Genomic DNA, 16,790 nt, shown 5'->3' on the forward strand with positions numbered 1-16,790 from the left:
GGTCCGTTTGGTTCGGGTTATCGTGGGTGACAGCGGTCGATAGCGTCTCGAACCGCCTCCTTACGGCCGAGGAACGTAATATGGTCACCTTGCTGAAACGTGAAGTCCTCGCTCGGCACGCGCGTCTCACCATTCCGTCCGACGAGTGCGATGAGGACCCCGTTCGGAAGGTCAGTGTCCAGTTCGGTGATGGTCTTGCCGACGAGGTCTTTCGCGGTAACCTCGATTTCCTGTACGTCTCCGCTCCGTCCGAGTTCCGTCATCCAGTTCGAGAGCGCTGGACGTTCGATGACGTTGTCGATGGCCCACGCTGTCGCGAGCGACGAGGAAATCGTTCGAACGCCCAGGTCCTCGAAGGCGTCCACGTTGTCCGGATTGTTCGCTCGGGCGATGATCGTTTCTGCATCGAATTTCGAATCGGCGAGTTGCGCAACCAGCAGGTTCACGTCGTCGTCGCCGGTCGCCGCAACGACGATTTTCGCGTTGTCGGCGCCTGCCGACCGAAGGACTTCCGTATCAGTACCGTCGCCGCGATGGACGGTAAATCCCTTATCGCGGGCGGTTGCGATTATCGATTCGTCCTGCTCGATGAGCACGACGTTCTCTCCACGGTCTTCGAGGCGTTCGGCGAGCGCACGGCCCACCTTGCCACCTCCGATGATGAGTACACGCATTGGGATCACGTTCAGTCGTTCCGCGATGTGTCGAGCGAAGCCAGCCTCGAACACGACGGTAACGAGGATGACGAGAAAGACGGTTCCGATGAGGGTCGTCGCCGCAGCCCCCGAGTTTGGAATTTCCGGGGTATTCTGGAGTCGAAAGGCGAACAGCGTCGCGACGGACGCCGGGATGATACCACGCGGACCGACGAAGCTCACGAACAGTTTTTCGCCGCGCGTGAACCGGGTTCCGGTGGTCGAAACGAACACGAGGAGGGGACGGATGAGGAACATCACTGCGAGAACGACGACCAAACCGCCGATTCCCAGCGAAAACAGATCGCTCGGCTCTAACAGTGCCGCGAGCGTAATGAACACGAACGAGAGGACGACGAGCGTAATGTCGCCTTTGAACTCCTCGATTTTCTCCTCGTAGGGAAGGTCGGCGTTGCCCAAAATGATACCCGCCGTCGCAACGGCGGCGATACCCGCTTCCTTTGCGAAGAAGTCCGCGACGGCGTATGCGACGAGTGCCCCGGCTAGCACTAACAGACGGGAGTTCTGTGGTGCGTTTTCTCGCGAGAGGTCGACGTGACGAAGCACGTACCAGATGACGAGGGAGATCAGTAAGCCGACGATGAGTCCGGTGCCGAGTTTCGCCATGAACTCGCTCAGAAACTCGGCGAGCGCGAACGACTCCTCACCCGTCAGGACGACGACCTCGAACATCACCACCGCGAGGATTGCCGCCGTCACGTCGTTGACGATGCCTTCCGTCTCCAGCGCCGCACCGACCCGGTCGCGAACCGCGACGACGGATAGAATCGGCGTGATGACGGTCGGTCCGGTCGCCACGAGGAGCGCGCCGATGAGGAACGACAAGTCCCAGGCCGCACCGAGCGCGAAATGGACGACCGTGGCGGTTCCGACGAGGGAAATGGCCGCACCGACGGTGACGAGGCGAATCTGTGCGGAGGGTGCCTCGCGAAGTTTGTTCAGTTTGAGATGGAACGCGCCCTCGAAGACGATGATAGCGACGCTCAGCCCAACGATCGCCGACAGCGCGCCACCGAACGACGTGGGGTCGAGTAATCCGACCCCGACGGGGCCGACGATGATTCCTGCGGAGAGCAGAAAAAGCACACTCGGAACGCGGAATCTGTCTGCCAGTACCTGTGCTACGACACCGACACCGATGATGGCGGCGACGATGTAAATCAACTCGGCACCTGCCCCGGAGCTCACGGGCGACCCTCCATGTACTGGAAATGAGTAACCCGATAGTATAAAAACGCCCGCACTTAGTCGGCGTATATTGCCTCGATGTCGTCGGCAAATCGATCGAGGATGTTCCGACGCTTCTTCTTCATCGTTGGCGTGAGGAGGTCGTTTTCCTCGGTGAACTCGACCGGAACGACCCTGAACTGTTTGATTCGTTCGTACGACTCGAATCGTTGGTTCGCCGTCTCGACTTCGGCTTCGATCCACTCGCGCACCGTCTCGTTCCGACAGAGTTCATGCGTGTCGTCGGGAAGCGAGACATCCTCACGCTTCGCTCGTGAACGAACTTCGGGCTCGTTCGGCACGATGAGCGCGCTGACGAACTTCCGCCCGTCGCCCATCACCATACACTGCTCGACGATGTCGCTCGCGGCGAACGCATCTTCGATGGGACCGGGAGCGACGTTTTTGCCCGTCGAGAGCACGAGCAGCTCCTTCGCTCGCTCACGGAAGGCGATATACCCGTCGGGACGGATTTCCACGATATCGCCGGTTCGGAACCACCCATCCTCGGTAAAGGCTTCCTCGGTTGCCTCGGGCATGTTCCAGTAGCCGTCAGTGACGTTCGGACCTTTGACGAGAAGTTCACCGACGTCACCTGCGACATCGTCGAATTCCATTCCGACCATCGATGTATCGACCGTTACATCCTGATTCAACAGCGGCGGACCGATCGTGCCGATTTTCGGTTCTTCGGGGGGATTGACGCTGATGACGGGTGACGTTTCGGTCAAGCCGTATCCTTCCAAAATTGGCAGACCCATGCCGTGATAGAGCGCACAGAGTTCGGCGGACAAGCTTCCACCGCCGCTGATGAGGAACTCCACGTTGCCGCCGAGGCCTTGCTTTACCTTGTCGAAGACGAGTTTGTCCGCGAGGATCTTTTTCGCCCGGAGACCGACCCCCGGCGAGTCGGTCTCGTGATATTCGACACCGACGCTGGTTGCCCACTCGAATATCTTGCGTTTCGTGTCGTTCTCCTCGGCTTGCGATCGAATCGCGTCGTAGATTCGTTCGTACACGCGTGGGACGCTGGTTCCGGTCGTCGGACGAACCGACTGGAAGTCCTCACGGAGCGTGTCGGGGCTCTCGGCATACGCCACGGTCGCCCCGGCGGCAAACATCAGGAAGTGGCCAGCCATTCGTTCGAACACGTGTGCGAGCGGGAGGAACGAGACGGTGCTCGCGTTTTCGTCGATGGCTGGGACGTCCTTGTCCGGGCGAGGACCGAACCGGCGGTACGACTGATTGACGTTCGAGCGGAAGTTCCAGTGCGTGAGACGGACGCCCTTCGGTCGGCCCGTCGTCCCGCTGGTGTAGATGAGCGTAGCGAGGTCGTCGGGGTCACGTGCATCGAGCCACGATTCGTACTCATCGGGGTCGAACATCGACGAACCGCGGTCGTAAACATCGGCGAGGGTGTGGAGATCGTCGCGCTCGTACTCCCGCGAGAGGGAATCCATCACGACGATGAATTCGAGGTCGAGGTCGTCTTCCGCCTCGAAGACGCGCTCCAATAGGTCCTCGTTTTCGACGACGACGCCGGTCGCTTCCGGGTCGCCGAGGAGGTACTGGACCTGCGAGACTGAGGAACTTCGATAGACGGTCGTTACAACCGCGCCAGCGGCGAGCAGGGCGAAATCGGATTGTGCCCACTCCATCCGCGTGTCGGCGAAAATGCCGATCCGGTCGTCCGCGGTAACACCGAGGTCGCGGAATCCGGCCGCGAGGTTGTGGACGATGTCTCGCATTGTAGCATACGAAAGCGTGCGAAATTCGCCGTCCGGGGCCGCCGGAAGCACGGTTTCGGTGAGCGAGCGACGGTACACCCCGCCCTTGTACTGCTGTGCTGGGCGGTTTGCGTATCGCTCGGCGCTGTCCTCGAACATCCTGGACAGCGTCGTCCGCTCGATGACCGGGTCTGTGTACTCCTGTTCTGCGTCACGCCACTCCATACCATTCCCTTCAGACCCTGGCGACATTAAGGTAGTGTAAAACTATATAAGAGTTTATTGGTGTTTTCGCGGTTTCGGGTTCGTCACTCGTCTTTCCTCTGTTCGAGATAATGGAGAACTCCGCGAGTGTTCAATTCGGCTTCGGCGCGGGCCTTTCGCTCGCCCCACACGTCGTCCATTTCCTGTTCCGACACGAAGTGCTCGATAACCGCCTCGTCGTCGTCCTCGGCGGCGCGTTGCGATTCGACCGCCGAGACCCACTGCGAGAGCACTTCGCCGTATTCGTCCATCGCCTCGTCGGAGTACGGACGCGGCCCGAAATGCGGATACAAAAGCGTCGTCGGTTCGATTTCCCGGATGGTTTCCACGTCGTCCAGACACCGGTCGAGGTCGAAATCCGACGGTGGCGAGGTTTCACGGACGCGCTCGATGCTCGGCACCCAGATACCCGCGGCGTCGGCCGTGAACACAGCGTCGTTCTCGTCGTCGTAGAAGACGACTTGGTGCGGGGCGTGTCCCGGTGCGTGGATAACGTCCAACTCGTGGCCGCAGTCGATGGCATCACCGTCGGTCAGTTCGACGACGCGCTCTTCGGGAACCGGTTTCGGTTCGACGTAGAACTCCCATTGGTCGCCGACCGCGCTCTTCGTCCCCTTGACGAGATATTTCGGGTTCACGAGGTGGCGGGCACCGATTTCGTGGATGTACACGTCCGCATTCGGACACTCCTCGGCGAGAAAGCCCGCGCCACCCGCGTGGTCGAGATGGACGTGCGTCAGCACGATCGATTCCAACTCCTCCCGCGCGATATCGAGTTCATCCAGCGCGTCGAGGATTCGCTCGTAGTTCATCCCGATGCCGGAGTCGATGAGTGCCGGCTTTTCCGTATCGAGGATGTATACCGCACCGTAAGCCTCGGTGTCGTACATTCCGGTGTCGAGGTAGTATAGGTCCGAACAGTCGCCCGTCGTGACTTCCCGAAGGTCGCCGATTGCCATAGAAGAGTCAATGTGAGTTGCTGGCAAAAAACGATTCGCTAGCGCGGAGCACTGGAGTCGGAAGGGTCGGTTGTGGAACTTTGGTACGGAGGGTAACGGCGCAGCAACTCTCGACACGTCTGAACGACTCGGCGATGACCTTCCGATTCAACGACGGTTCAACTGACTTCGACGACCGTTCGAACGATTCTCCAAAACTCCACACCCCATAGTCGAAAGAGCGATACGGTTTTTTGCAGGCGGACTGAAACCCGACACAGGAATGCTCGACAGGAAGTATATTAGGGACCATCCCGACGAAGTCCGAGCGGCCCTCGAAAATCGAGGCGCCGACGTGGACGTAGACGAGTTCCTCGACCTGGACGAAGAGTGGCGAGAACTGAAGGCGCGGGGCGACGACCTGCGCCACGAACGAAACGAGGTCAGCCGAAGTATCGGCGACCTGAAACAGGAAGGCAAGGAGGAGGAAGCACAGGAAGCCATCGAACGTTCGAGCGACCTCAAAGCCGAGTTAGAGGAGGTCGAAGCGCGCGCCGACGAACTCGATACGAAACTCGAAGAGCGAATCCTCGAAATCCCGAACGTTCCACACGAGAGCGTCCCGGTCGGCGAGGACGAAGCGGACAACGAGGAGGTTCGCAGGGAAGGCTTCGACGACCTGCGTGACCTACCTGAAGAGATTATCCCGCACTACGATCTCGGCGAGGAGTTAGAAATCATCGACGAGGCACGCGGAGCAAAAGTCTCGGGCAGTGGCTTTTACTTCCTCAAGGGAGACGGTGCGCGACTCGAACACGCGCTCATCCAGTTCATGCTGGAGGTTCACCGCGAACAGGAGTACGTGGACGTATTCCCACCGGTACCGGTCGATAGCGAGGCGATGACCGGGACGGGACAGCTGCCGAAGTTCGCCGACGATGCGTATAAAATCGAGGGCGACGACCTCTGGCTCTGCCCGACGGCCGAAGTACCGGTGACGAACATGTACGCCGGGGACATCCTCCTGCGTGAAGACCTCCCACTAAAGCATCAGGCCTACACGCCGAACTTCCGCCGAGAGGCAGGCGAACACGGTGTGGCGACGCGGGGAATCGTTCGTGTCCATCAGTTCAACAAGGTCGAGCTGGTCAACTTCGTCGAACCGGAGGAAAGCTACGACCGGTTGGAGGGACTGCTCGCGGAGGCCGAGGAGGTCCTTCAGAAACTCGGCTTGCCGTACCGTATTCTCAACCTCTGTACGGGCGACCTCACTTTCTCGTCGGCAAAGACCTACGACATCGAGGTCTGGGCACCCGGCGACGACATGGAAGACGGTCCCGAAGCAGGTGGCAGATGGCTCGAAGTCTCGTCGGCCTCGAACTTCGAGGACTTCCAAGCCCGTCGGGCAGGACTGCGCTACCGCCCCGAACGTCACGAGTCGACGGAGTATCTCCACACCTTGAACGCCTCGGGAACTGCCGTCGGTCGCGTGATGGTCGCGCTTCTCGAATACTACCAGAACGACGACGGTACCGTGACGGTCCCCGAAGTCCTGCGTCCCTACATGGGTGGACAGGAAGTCATCGAGGGCCACGAACCGGTCGGCGAGAGCGCCCTCGGGTCGGGCGACAAAGAGTAAAACGATCGTTTCACTTTTCAGAAAGTATTCAGCAGTGGTTAGGGTAACAACAGGTATGCGACGCCGAACGGTTCTCGCTCTCAGCGCGACCCTTTCAATCAGTGGCTGTGTCGGAGGCCACTCCGCGATTCCGGAGACGGAATCGAACACGACAGATGAAATATCGAGTACTACCACACCAGCGAACCGAACCTACCGGGAGTGCTCGCTTCGGATGATTCAGTACAGTAGGTTTCCCGAGCCGGTACGGGAGGAAATCGATACCACACTCGCGGATGGAACATACACTGCCGAAAAAATCCTCCTTCGGGAAACGATGGATATCGAGGATGGGTACGTGCTCAAAGAGCAGGTATACTACGCTCCGAGCATCGACATGGACGTGCTGATTTCAGACGACGAAATCGAGAGGGTGCAGGCCGTCGCGGATAGACCGCTGTGTCGATTCGGACTGACGACAACCACGGCATAAGTCGACAATCGATTTCACCCCTACTCGTATGTCAAGGTCATCCCGCCGTCGAACAGTAAATCGCCGCCGTTCAGGTGTTTCGCGTGTTTCGAGAAGCCGAAGACGAACAGGTTGGCGACGTCGACGGGTTCCATCATCTCCGTACTTCGGGCTTGGCCGAGCATGACGTCCTCGACGACTTCATCGACGGAGATTCCGCGTTGGTCTGCCGTATCCGGAATCTGGTCCGTGACGAGCGGCGTCTTCACGTAGCCCGTGCTAACCGAGAACGAACGAATCGAGCCGCCGCCCTCTGCCGCAATGGATTGAGTGAGTCCGCGAAGGCCGAACTTCGAGACGTTGTAGGCAACCTTGTCCGCGGTGACGTAGTGGCCGTGAACCGAACACATGTTGCCGATACAGCCCACGCCATCGTCGGTCGCACGAATGTGGGGAAGACAGCGTTTGGTGAGGTACAGCGGCGCTCTGAGCATGATGTCGTGAATGGTGTCGTATGTCTCCATCGGGAACTCCTCGATGGAGTCGATGTGTTGCATCCCGGCGATGTTGGCGAGGTAACGAATCGTGCCGTAGTCGGCGGCCGTATCGACGATTCGGTCGAGGTCGTCATCTTCAGTCAGGTCGGCGGTGACACCCTCGAACTCGCCGGCGAGTTCGAGTTCAGCGATTCGTTCCGCGGTTCCGTCGAGGCCGGACTCGTCGATGTCGGTTCCGACGACAGTCAATCCGTTCGCGGCCGTCGCAATGGCAGTCGAACGCCCGATCCCGGAGCCGGCGCCGGTCACGATACAAACGCTGTCCGTCGTAAAGTGGTCGTCATCGACAGTGAGAAGATCGTCGGTCGTCGTCTCCGGCGGGGAGATTCGGTCGTCCGCCTCCTGTGGGCCAGTCATTCGTGAGATAGTGAAGGGAGTCAGTAGGCGAAAAATAGCGGGTTGATATGTAAAATCAACCCGGATGGTACGTGTCGCCATCTATTTCCGTCATGAACGATGAGATAGGATATGATTTCGGTAACAATGGACATGGTACAGTATGACTGTCCATATATCGACGTCACCGACGACGTCGACGTGTCCTTCCACACCATGCACTGGGATTTCAACACCGCCCAGCAGAAGTTAGAAACGAGAATTCTCGTGACCGGGGACGACCGTGGTGCGCTAACGAACGGCCTCAACGCGCTTCAGAACCACGACAGAACGCTGGGATTCGAGCTGCTCTCCCGCCGCGAGAATACGGCAGTAATCAAATCGTTTATCGGGCAGACGAACGCGATGCGGACCATTCGGGAACACGACGGCTACATCACCGGCCCGTTTCAAATCAGCGGGGGGAGTGAACTCTGGAGCGTCGGCTTCGACACCGCGGACAACACCGACAACGCCCTCGCCGAATTGGAGGTCGGAAACGACTTTCACGTCGAGAGCCGAAACGCCACGTCGTTCGAGGACTATCTCGACGTTATCCAGCATCTCGGGACGGCGAAAGACGTCCTCGATGGCTGTCGAGAACTGTCCGAACGGGAACGCCAGACGCTCAAACGAGCCGTCGATGGGGGGTACTTCCGGACGCCACGGAACGCGACGCTCGGAACGCTGGCTGAAGAGTTCGATATCTCGAAAACCGCGGCCTCGAAGAACCTTCGACGAGCCGAAGCGAAGATCCTCGAACGTATCGTATCCGCATTCCCGGACGTCGAGGACGATGCCGTGTTGGGCCGCGAATAGCGACGAATAGCCGCGAACGGGCGGCCGTTCGAAAGCCGAAATCAGAGGAGTCCGGATACGGTTTCGATTTCGATATCGACGTGTGAGAGTCGAGCGTCGTTTTGGAGCGTTTCGACGTCACCTACCTGCGGGTCCGCTGATTTCGTCGCGCGAAGTTCGAACGATTCGGACGAATCACCTTCGCGCCACGTCACGGTAACCGTCGCACGTCGAAACAGGGAGCCCTCCCGAAGCCGAATCGACTGCAGCGAATCGAGCGGAACGGCGAAGTTCCGCTCGCTGAGCGTCCGGGCCCGTTCGGGAGACAGTTCCGTGATTTCTCTGCGACCGCGTTCGCCAGTGTCTGCTCGCAAGAGCAATGATTTGAACGATTCGCCGACGAAACACCAGACGAGTCGCTCGTCGGTCACGAGCAGTTCCCAGTATTCCATCGACGTGGGGCGCTGGCGGAACCACTGCGTAAGGTGTGCGAGCAACTCTTCCGAGGAGTCGTCCCGTGGCTCGTTCATACCGTTGTTTCGTATCATAGCCATATTATCGTTCCAAGAGGATGCCGATATCTTCCGGAACCGTCGCCCGTTCCTGCGTCACGATCGAGACGCCGACGAAGAGCGCAATCGTAACCAAGAGCGCGACCGTTCCGACCGGAAACGAACCGGGGAACGGGTAGAGGTTCGTGACGGTCGTGCTGAGTTCCGAGAGTCCAACAGTGTCCGCGATTCGCGGAACCGCGCTGTAGAACACGTTGACCGTCAACCCACCGACGAGGGCGGCAATTGCGCCCTCCTTCGTCGCCCCTTTCCAGTTCAGTCCGAGAGCCGCGATGGCAAAGAACGCCGCCGCAAAGAATCCCCACCCGATGGTTCCGAGGATGCCGACCAACGTCTCCGAAAAATACACGATGAGCGTCGATGCGACGGTGAGTCCCGCGAGTGCGATCTGTGTCACGCGAAGTTCCGTCGTATCGTCGTCGATGGGGCGACCGAGTGCACGCGGAATGTCACGGGAGACTGCCGCCGCGCCGATGTTCAGGAACGAGTCGCTGGTACTCATGATGGCCGCCAACAGTGCTGCCAAGATGAGTCCGGCCACGACGCCGGGTGTGTGTTCGAGGACGAACACCGGGCCGACGATGGACGGGCTTTTCGGTGCGGCAGTCCGTCCAGCTTCGACCATCGCACGCATCGACAGACCGGTCGAGAACGCGAGAAGGCTCGAAATCGCATACGTCACGGCGGCGATGGGCGCACCCCAACGGAGGATTTTGAGGTTGCGGCTCATGTAAAACTTGGTGATGAGGTGTGGCTGTCCGGCCGCACCGACCGAGAAGAGGATCCACCAGCCAAGCGCAGTGAAGATAGTCGCAGTGGGTGCGCCGAGTGCACCGAAGGGCGAGACGAACGCAGGGTCCGCGCTCGCGAGGTTTCGTGAAATCGACCCCATACCGCCCCCGAACGAGAGCGCGAAGGCGAAGACGAACACCGAACCGACGATCATCGTGATGGCTTGCACGAAGTCAGTCCAGACCCCCGCGATCATGCCGCCGAGCATGCTGTAGAGTAGAAGGATGGTCGCGCCGATGAGGAGGCCCCACATAACCGGCAGGCCGAATATCGCCCGCATGACGTACTGGAGTGCGGCGAGATTGGTCGCCAGGTACGCCATCACGCCGACGATGACCGCGACCGCGGTCAGTCCACGAACCCACGCGCTTTCGTACCGGACGTACATTCCGTCCGCGAGCGTCATCACATCGCGAATGTCAGCCAGCAGGCGCATTCGCTTCGCCAGCAAAACCCACGTGACGATGAAACCCAACGGGGCCGTGAAGAAAATCCACAGCGCCGTCGTCCCGAACTCGTAGACCAGTTCGGGTCCGCCGACGAAGCCAAACCCGGACTGGATGACCGAAAACGCAGTCAGCGCGAGCACCCACGTTCCGATACTTTTTCCGGTAATGAGGAAGTCTTCGGTACTCTCGGTCTGCAGATAGCCCCACACACCGATAGCCAACACCATCAGCAGATAGGCACCGCCGAAAAGAATGACGTACGGGCTGTCGGTGACTGGGATTTCCTGAAGGGGAACCATCGGGAGGGAGGTCATCGATGCTCACCTCCTTTCGCCCCTGACGATTCACCGTTCGTACTGTGGTTTCCTTCCCCGTGGTTGCCGTCCGGCGAGGGCCGTCGTGCATCGCTCGCGCCACCATCCGGTTCGGTTCGAGCCACGGAAAGCGGGAACTGCTTGCGCCGTTGTACTTGCCGAACGTCGCCCATGATATCGTCCACGACATCGTCGCTCCCGATGCTGGGGAAAACGAGGGCGTAGTAGAACGCGCCGAGAAGCGGCAACAGCCACAGGAAGACGAAGTAGGCCAGCGTCGGGACGGGGAGACCGAGCATGTAGGTGTACTCGGTCACACCGGGATTCCACTGAAGCCAAATAATCGTGAATCCGGCCACGAAAATCGCGGCCAGACCGACCAGCAACCACGTGTACGGGGCGAGGTCGAGTTCGTCGCCGTGTCGCTCGATGGACGAGGCACCGAAGTTTGCGACGATGAACAGTGCCGCGAGGTACGAAAATACCAGATAGTTCTCGATCGCCGCGGAAACTAACAGTGCGACCGCTAGTACGGCTATCGTGCCCATTACCCTGTTTCGTGCGCCGAGCGTTGTTCGTGAGGACGCCATCTTGTATGGACCAGGGTACCAAATAGCGAAAAATAATGGGTTGATATGTAAACGGACGCTGACACGGCCTCCGGTTATTCCGCCCGTGTCCGGATGTTCGTAATCCGGCCGTCGACGAGGGTGAACTCGTCCTCGAACGTAAACAGTTCCTCACCGTCGGAATCGAGGAGACGACCCTCCACGACGGTCGTCGTCCCGTTCCCCGAGACGCTCGAAATCTCGTGTGTCGTGCGCTTGTTCGGTCGGTCGTCGCGCATGAAGGTCACGAGCGTTTCCCGCCCATCGATGGTTCGGTCGGGGCGGTCGTGAACGACATCCGGTGCGAGCAATCCCTCGAACGTTTCGTAGTCGTGCGCATCGATAGCGTCGTAATAGCCGCGAACGACCACCTCGGAGTCCATACGCGGGGGAACGGGAACGACCCTCTTTAGCGTCCCGGCACGGAAACGGGAGCAGCCACGGCGATTTGGGAGCGCTATTGATCGGTATGGAGGGATGGATGATTCACAATAGCAGTCATAGAAACGGCTTTACACCGTCTTTCGAAACTGACGTGCGCCGGGGAGACCCGGTCGATCAGTACTCCAAGAGGATTTCGTTTCCATATTGCCCCGTGCATCACGGGGCGCTCATCTTCCGCACTCCTTTCCCCAGAGCGACTTCCAACGCAATTTCGTGAGGGACGATTCTGTCTCCATGACACGGTTCCCTACCACGCTGTTTTTGGGCGACCCCTTCCAACTGCGCACCAGTGAGACTCCACGTCCGGTACGAGGGTGACGACGACCCGAAGAAATGTACGGCCCGGAAACTCGCGCGGTTCGACCTTACCGAACTGCACCGTTCGAGTCGGGCGACACCATACGGAATCGTGCTCAATCCGCACGCCGAGCAGGCACTCTCGCCCGCAGACAAGGAGGAGAGCCAGAATCTCGTCGCGCTCGACTGTTCGTGGAAGAGCGCCGAAACGGCTCTCTTCGAGATGCCGGGAATCCATCGGGCACTGCCGTTTCTCGTCGCGGCGAATCCGGTCAACTACGGGAAGCCCTTTCAGTTGAACACCGTGGAGGCGTTCGCCGCCGGGTTGTGCATCCTCGGCGAACGAGACCATGCCGAGGAAATCCTCTCGAAGTTCAGATGGGGCGAGACGTTTCTCGAATTGAACGACGAACCGCTTCGCCGATACGCCGACTGTACGGATTCGAGCGAGGTGGTCGCAGTACAGCAGGAGTATCTGGACGCAGGCGATTCGGACGAGTAACCGGACGAAGCGACGAACGACTTCCGACGCGGCAACTCAAAAACGTTTAAACGCGCGGGGAAGAAAACGCTCCGTATGGCCAGTTTCGACGCAGCGGAAAAACGGACGCTCGAAAAGATGATCTGCATGCGCTGTAACGCTCGCAACCCACAGCGAGCCCAGCAGTGCCGAAAATGCGGCTACAACAAACTCCGCCCGAAGAGCAAGGAATCGCGAAGCGCATAATCCGAGCAGATTTTTATCACACATCGACCGAAGAGCTACGCGTCTCGGTCGAACCACTCGTCTTCGAGAATCGCATACAGTTCGACATCGACGTACTCGCCGTCCAAAAATTCGGCTTCGACGTGCGTACTTTCGTGGCGGAACCCGAGCTTTTCCCAGATTCGCGCTGACCCGACGTTGGCGGAAAAGACGTGCGCAACCACGCGGTGGTGGCGACGTTCGCGGAAGGCGTAGTCGGTAATGAGCCGACTGGCCTCGGTACCGTAGCCCTCGCCCCAAAATTCCTCGGCGAGGAAGATGGCGACTTCCGCGTTGACACCCTTCGAATCCTCCGGATAGAGTCCGACGATGCCCATCGGTTCCCCGTCGCGACAGATGAGGAGATGTGTGGTTTCGTCGTCGGATGCTTTTTCTTCGTACCACTCCCGCTCTCGGTGGCCGTTGACTGGCGACCGGTTGCCGAGATACTGGCGGACTGCGCGGTCGTTGACCGTCGTTTGGAGGAAGTCCAAATCTTCCTCTTCGACCGTTCTGAGGTCGATTCTATCGCCGGATAGAAAGACAGGTCCGGGCATATACTGAGGTGACGAAGATCGACGCGAAAAGCGTTCGTGAGAGATAGTAGCAAACTCGACGAGTGAGTTGTGGAGTTCCCCGATTTTCCCGCCACGGATTCATGCCGACGTTATTCGGGATATTTCGGCTCGCGCTTTTCGGCCCGCTCCAGTGCGGTTTCGATAACGTCGCGTACGTCGCCGTGGAATTCCCCGCCGTGTCCGGCGTACATGTGTTCGACCGAGTCGGGCATCCTGTCGAGGATTTCACGAATGCTGTCGATGAGGTCCTCGCGGGATTGACCGGGCATGTCAGTACGCCCGAAACTGCCGTAGTCGAAGGCCCCGTCGTCGTGAACCACCACGTCCCCACTGAAGACGGTCGAGTCGCTGACGAAAACGAGGTGGTCGTCCGCGTGGCCGGGCGTGTAGATGGCTTCGAACTCCTCGTCGCCGATCGTGAGTGTGTCGCCGTCGTCGATAGCCACGTCCCGGCGAGGATGTGCGTCGTAGGCAACGAGTTCCGCGTCGAATTCGTCCAACACGGCATCGAGTTGCTCGACGTGGTCGCCGTGCTGATGGGTGAGAACGACGGCATCGAGGGAAGCCGTGTGGTCTCGAATCACGTCCACAACGCCATTCATCGCACCAGCATCGACGAGGACGGGGCGGCCACCGAGTGCGAGATACGCGTTGCAGGTGAACGCCTCAGCGTCGGCAGTGACGTTGGTAACTTGCATGTCGGGGTGTTTTCCGTCATCTACCAAAATTCTGACGGGCGGCGAGGCACTTTAGTGATAGAAGAACGTAACGATGAACGTATGGGCTTTGGGAGCTACGACGAATCCGAACAAGAAAACCGAGAGTACAGTGCCGATTTGGACGACGACAGCGGCGTCAACACGTCCGAACACGACCACGAGGGGAGCGTCAGTTTCGAGTTCGGAGAATCGAACGACGAGCTGCTAAACCGGCTCTCGGACATCAAAGACGGCGACAAATAGCGTGAAACCCGGCGTCAGAGCGCTTGGCGTCGCGGAGTCGTACCACGACGGCGAGACTGGTAACACCGGCACCAGCACGCTCGCTGGCGTGGTAACGCGCGCAAGCAGGGTCATCGACGGCTTCGTTTTTGGAACGTGTACGATCGGCGGAACGGACGTGAGCGATGCGATTTGCTCCCTCGGTACGCGCCTCGACCGTGAGGACGTACGCTACGTTCTCATCTCCGGAATCGCACTTTCGTGGTACAATATCGTAGATATGCACAGAATTTCCGACGTACTCGACCGACCCGTCATCTCCGTCACGTTCGAGGAAAGCGACGGACTGGACGCATCACTCGCCACCGAATTTTCCGGTGAGAATCTCGAACGACGCCGAGAGATCTACCGACGACAGCCACCGCGGCAGGAACTCTCGGTCAACGAGCAGACGATCTTCGTCCGAAACGTCGGCGTTACGGACGACGAAGCACACGACGTGATCCGAACGTTTACCCCGGAAGGCGGCCGACCGGAACCGCTCCGAGTCGCGAGGATAGCGGCCCGCGCCGGAGACGAGTGGCGGACGACGGCACGCTAGACCGGTAGCGAACACAGGCCGCGGGAAATTAATACGTCCCGCTCGTTTTCACCGTACATGGGTACGATGGAGGGACTGGAAGTCACCGAATGTGAGCGCTGTCCGGCGCTCGTGGACTGTCGGAGCCAAATCGTCAACGGGACCGGACCGGAAGACGCGGACCTCCTGTTCGTCGGGGAAGGACCGGGTGCGAACGAAGACGAGCAGGGCGAACCGTTCGTCGGACGGAGTGGATCCGTGTTGGACGAGAAACTACGCGATGCGGGGCTTTCGCGTGCCGACGTTCGAATCACCAACTGTGTACGCTGTCGGCCGCCAGAAAACCGTGACCCGACGAAGGAGGAACTGAACAACTGCCGGGAGTATTTAGAACGTGAAATCGAACTGGCGAATCCGGACGTTATCGTCACGCTCGGAAAGGTCCCGAGCGAACATCTCCTCGAGCGCGACGTGGCGGTGACGAACGAGGCTGGAACGATAGCCAACGCCGAACTCGGAGGCGAGATACGCGACGTGCTCATCTGTGTTCACCCCGCGGCTACCCTCTACGACAGGAGTCAGGACTCCACGTTCGAAAGCACGATCGGGAAGGCCGCCAGCATGGCGGGTTCGAACAGCGGACAGTCGAGTCTCGGTGAGTTCTAAAACTGGAAGCGTCGGTCAGGAAAGCGCGGAATCAGCCGGTTACGACCCCGCGCCGAGTTCGGCAAGCAAGTGTGAGATGTGGAGTCTGTCGTTCGTCCCCTCGGTCAGATCCATATCGACTTCTGCTGCCAACAGTACTGCCTCGGCGAGCGACTCACCGGTGTATCTGTTCGATCGGCCGAAGGCGTCCATGATTTCTTCGAGCACTTCGTCCCCGCTGTACCCCTCGTCGATGAGGAGTTCATCAAGCGAACTTCGAGCATCAGTGAACTGTCCATTTTCGGCCTGTTCCATCATCTTCTCGACGCGTCCTCGAATGCCGAATTCACGAAGCACCTGGTAGGCGTCCGTGGTGACGGCACCCTCCTGTTCGTGGAGGAGTTGGGCACCCAAAATCGCCTTTCTGAGGTCGCCTTTCGCGTAGCCAGCGACGAATCGCAGGCCCATCTCGTCGTACTCGGCGTTTTCGGCTTCCAGAATCGGTTCGAGCACGTCGATGATCTCGTCTTCGGTAGGGCTCCGCATCGAGACGGGGAAGCATCGCGATTTGATCGGCGGAATGAGCTTCGTCGGTTGGCGAGTAGTGATGACGAACTGCGTCGTTTCGTGGTACTGTTCCATTACCCGACGAAGCGCCTGCTGGAAGTCCTCGCGGATAGCCTCGGCGTTGTCGAGAACGATGGTTTTATACTCGCCGGAAGAGGGCGCATAGCCCGCGTATTCCTTGAGAACGTGATTTATCATCTCGCGCTTCGACCACTGGCGTTTGTACTTTTTGCGTTTGCTCGACCCGTGACGATACTGTTTCGAAAATTCGGTTTCACCCTGCAGAAAGTTCGAAAATCGCGGGTCGTTCCGGATCTCTTTTTTCGTACGGTCGAAGAAGTCCGCGACGTTGATTTCCACGAGGTCGTTGTCCGGGTCATCGTGTGCCTCGCGCGCCAGTGCTCGTACAGCGGCAGTTTTCCCGCACCCTTCCGGTCCGTAGAGAACGATGTTGATCGGCTCGTTCACCGCCCGCTCCAGATAGTCACGCACTGCTGGTTGTGGCAGGTCGGACAGGTTGGGGGCGTACGTTTCGGTCCACAGCGGCGACTCCATCGAGATGTCAT

At 59.3% G+C, this 16,790-nt stretch carries 19 protein-coding genes; 8 read left to right on the forward strand and 11 right to left on the reverse strand.

Going from position 1 to position 16,790, the window contains the following annotated elements; genetic code table 11:
• Positions 1–17: 17 nt before the first annotated feature.
• The 3 genes from OOF89_RS04675 to OOF89_RS04685 all read right to left on the reverse strand — a co-directional run bounded on the left by OOF89_RS04675 (position 18) and on the right by OOF89_RS04685 (position 4,893).
• Positions 18–1,904, reverse strand: coding sequence for a cation:proton antiporter domain-containing protein (locus tag OOF89_RS04675; protein WP_266078887.1), 1,887 nt, complete (start codon positions 1,902–1,904; stop codon positions 18–20).
• A 56-nt stretch (positions 1,905–1,960) separates the two neighbouring features.
• Positions 1,961–3,895: an AMP-dependent synthetase/ligase gene (locus OOF89_RS04680; RefSeq protein WP_266078888.1), complete on the reverse strand. Its 1,935-nt coding sequence runs from the start codon at positions 3,893–3,895 to the stop codon at positions 1,961–1,963.
• Positions 3,896–3,978: 83 nt separating this feature from the next.
• Complete coding sequence (locus OOF89_RS04685) at positions 3,979–4,893, reverse strand: MBL fold metallo-hydrolase (protein ID WP_266078889.1); 915 nt, start codon at positions 4,891–4,893, stop codon at positions 3,979–3,981.
• 262 nt (positions 4,894–5,155) lie between these two features.
• Between OOF89_RS04685 and serS the strand changes: the two genes are divergently transcribed.
• Entirely contained in the window at positions 5,156–6,511 is a 1,356-nt protein-coding gene (serS, locus tag OOF89_RS04690; RefSeq protein WP_266078890.1) for a serine--tRNA ligase, read from the forward strand.
• 55 nt (positions 6,512–6,566) lie between these two features.
• Entirely contained in the window at positions 6,567–6,983 is a 417-nt protein-coding gene (locus tag OOF89_RS04695) for a hypothetical protein (protein WP_266078891.1), read from the forward strand.
• Between the two features lie 20 nt (positions 6,984–7,003).
• On the opposite strand, the gene OOF89_RS04700 is transcribed toward OOF89_RS04695, so the two are convergent.
• A complete protein-coding gene (locus OOF89_RS04700) occupies positions 7,004–7,876 on the reverse strand; it encodes an SDR family oxidoreductase (protein ID WP_266078892.1) in 873 nt (290 codons plus the stop codon).
• Between the two features lie 111 nt (positions 7,877–7,987).
• Between OOF89_RS04700 and OOF89_RS04705 the strand changes: the two genes are divergently transcribed.
• The gene (locus tag OOF89_RS04705; RefSeq protein WP_266078893.1) at positions 7,988–8,713 is read left to right on the forward strand and encodes a helix-turn-helix domain-containing protein; all 726 of its coding nucleotides are present in this window, start codon (positions 7,988–7,990) and stop codon (positions 8,711–8,713) included.
• Positions 8,714–8,754: 41 nt separating this feature from the next.
• Here the strand turns inward: OOF89_RS04705 and OOF89_RS04710 are convergent, their stop codons facing one another.
• The 4 genes from OOF89_RS04710 to OOF89_RS04725 all read right to left on the reverse strand — a co-directional run bounded on the left by OOF89_RS04710 (position 8,755) and on the right by OOF89_RS04725 (position 11,810).
• Entirely contained in the window at positions 8,755–9,222 is a 468-nt protein-coding gene (locus OOF89_RS04710; protein ID WP_266078894.1) for a hypothetical protein, read from the reverse strand.
• 25 nt (positions 9,223–9,247) lie between these two features.
• Positions 9,248–10,804, reverse strand: a complete 1,557-nt coding sequence (locus OOF89_RS04715; protein WP_407661624.1) for a sodium/proline symporter — start codon at positions 10,802–10,804, stop codon at positions 9,248–9,250.
• A gap of 11 nt (positions 10,805–10,815) precedes the next feature.
• Entirely contained in the window at positions 10,816–11,409 is a 594-nt protein-coding gene (locus OOF89_RS04720; RefSeq protein ID WP_266078896.1) for a hypothetical protein, read from the reverse strand.
• 74 nt (positions 11,410–11,483) lie between these two features.
• Complete coding sequence (locus OOF89_RS04725) at positions 11,484–11,810, reverse strand: nuclear transport factor 2 family protein (RefSeq protein ID WP_266078897.1); 327 nt, start codon at positions 11,808–11,810, stop codon at positions 11,484–11,486.
• 350 nt (positions 11,811–12,160) lie between these two features.
• On the opposite strand from OOF89_RS04725, the gene OOF89_RS04730 reads away from it, so the two are divergent.
• Positions 12,161–12,670, forward strand: coding sequence for a DUF367 family protein (locus OOF89_RS04730; protein ID WP_266078898.1), 510 nt, complete (start codon positions 12,161–12,163; stop codon positions 12,668–12,670).
• 75 nt (positions 12,671–12,745) lie between these two features.
• Positions 12,746–12,895 (forward strand): 50S ribosomal protein L40e, encoded by a 150-nt coding sequence (locus OOF89_RS04735; protein ID WP_227776399.1) that lies wholly within the window; start codon positions 12,746–12,748, stop codon positions 12,893–12,895.
• Between the two features lie 35 nt (positions 12,896–12,930).
• On the opposite strand, the gene OOF89_RS04740 is transcribed toward OOF89_RS04735, so the two are convergent.
• Positions 12,931–13,470 carry a GNAT family N-acetyltransferase gene (locus OOF89_RS04740; protein WP_266078899.1) on the reverse strand — a complete coding sequence of 180 codons (540 nt, stop codon included), beginning with the start codon at positions 13,468–13,470 and terminating at the stop codon, positions 12,931–12,933.
• 110 nt (positions 13,471–13,580) lie between these two features.
• Positions 13,581–14,189, reverse strand: a complete 609-nt coding sequence (locus tag OOF89_RS04745; protein WP_266078900.1) for an MBL fold metallo-hydrolase — start codon at positions 14,187–14,189, stop codon at positions 13,581–13,583.
• Positions 14,190–14,270: 81 nt separating this feature from the next.
• Here OOF89_RS04745 and OOF89_RS04750 point away from each other — a divergent pair, with 81 nt between their 5' ends.
• The 3 genes from OOF89_RS04750 to OOF89_RS04760 are packed head-to-tail and all read left to right on the forward strand — an operon-like array spanning position 14,271 to position 15,678.
• Positions 14,271–14,453: a DUF5786 family protein gene (locus OOF89_RS04750; RefSeq protein WP_266079858.1), complete on the forward strand. Its 183-nt coding sequence runs from the start codon at positions 14,271–14,273 to the stop codon at positions 14,451–14,453.
• A gap of 1 nt (position 14,454) precedes the next feature.
• Positions 14,455–15,033 (forward strand): endonuclease dU, encoded by a 579-nt coding sequence (locus tag OOF89_RS04755; protein WP_266078901.1) that lies wholly within the window; start codon positions 14,455–14,457, stop codon positions 15,031–15,033.
• Positions 15,034–15,090: 57 nt separating this feature from the next.
• Positions 15,091–15,678 carry a uracil-DNA glycosylase gene (locus tag OOF89_RS04760; protein ID WP_266078902.1) on the forward strand — a complete coding sequence of 196 codons (588 nt, stop codon included), beginning with the start codon at positions 15,091–15,093 and terminating at the stop codon, positions 15,676–15,678.
• Between the two features lie 39 nt (positions 15,679–15,717).
• Here the strand turns inward: OOF89_RS04760 and OOF89_RS04765 are convergent, their stop codons facing one another.
• Positions 15,718–16,779 carry an AAA family ATPase gene (locus OOF89_RS04765; RefSeq protein WP_266078903.1) on the reverse strand — a complete coding sequence of 354 codons (1,062 nt, stop codon included), beginning with the start codon at positions 16,777–16,779 and terminating at the stop codon, positions 15,718–15,720.
• Between the last annotated feature and the right edge of the window lie 11 nt (positions 16,780–16,790).

The sequence above is a fragment of the Haladaptatus caseinilyticus genome (assembly GCF_026248685.1).
GTDB classification, from domain to species: Archaea; Halobacteriota; Halobacteria; order Halobacteriales; family Haladaptataceae; genus Haladaptatus; species Haladaptatus caseinilyticus.